A 257-nucleotide genomic window follows, 5' to 3' on the forward strand; every position below is an offset into this window, starting at 1 on the left:
CTGATCGCCTTCGCCGTCCTGTCGCTGGCCTGGGACGCCGGGGCCCGCCGCGCCGTCGGCCTGCGCAGACCCTACGCGGGCACGATGCACAGGGATCTGGGCGGGGCGGTCCTGTCACTGGGCCTGCTGCCCGTCGTGACCTACGTCGCCTCCTGGACCGGCTGGTTCGCCTCGCCGCTGGGCTGGGGCCGCAACTGGGCGCAGGCCACCTCCCAGGGGCCGGGCTTCTTCGTCTTCGACTCGCTGCGCTCCTGGCT

Annotated in this window: 1 pseudogene; it reads left to right on the forward strand. The window is 73.9% G+C overall.

Annotated features, from left to right (window positions below):
* A pseudogene (locus ACLQ2R_RS39695) lies at positions 1–257 on the forward strand (phospholipid carrier-dependent glycosyltransferase); the annotation flags it as partial.

Source organism: Streptosporangium sp. DT93, from assembly GCF_049844535.1.
Lineage (GTDB): Bacteria > Actinomycetota > Actinomycetes > Streptosporangiales > Streptosporangiaceae > Streptosporangium.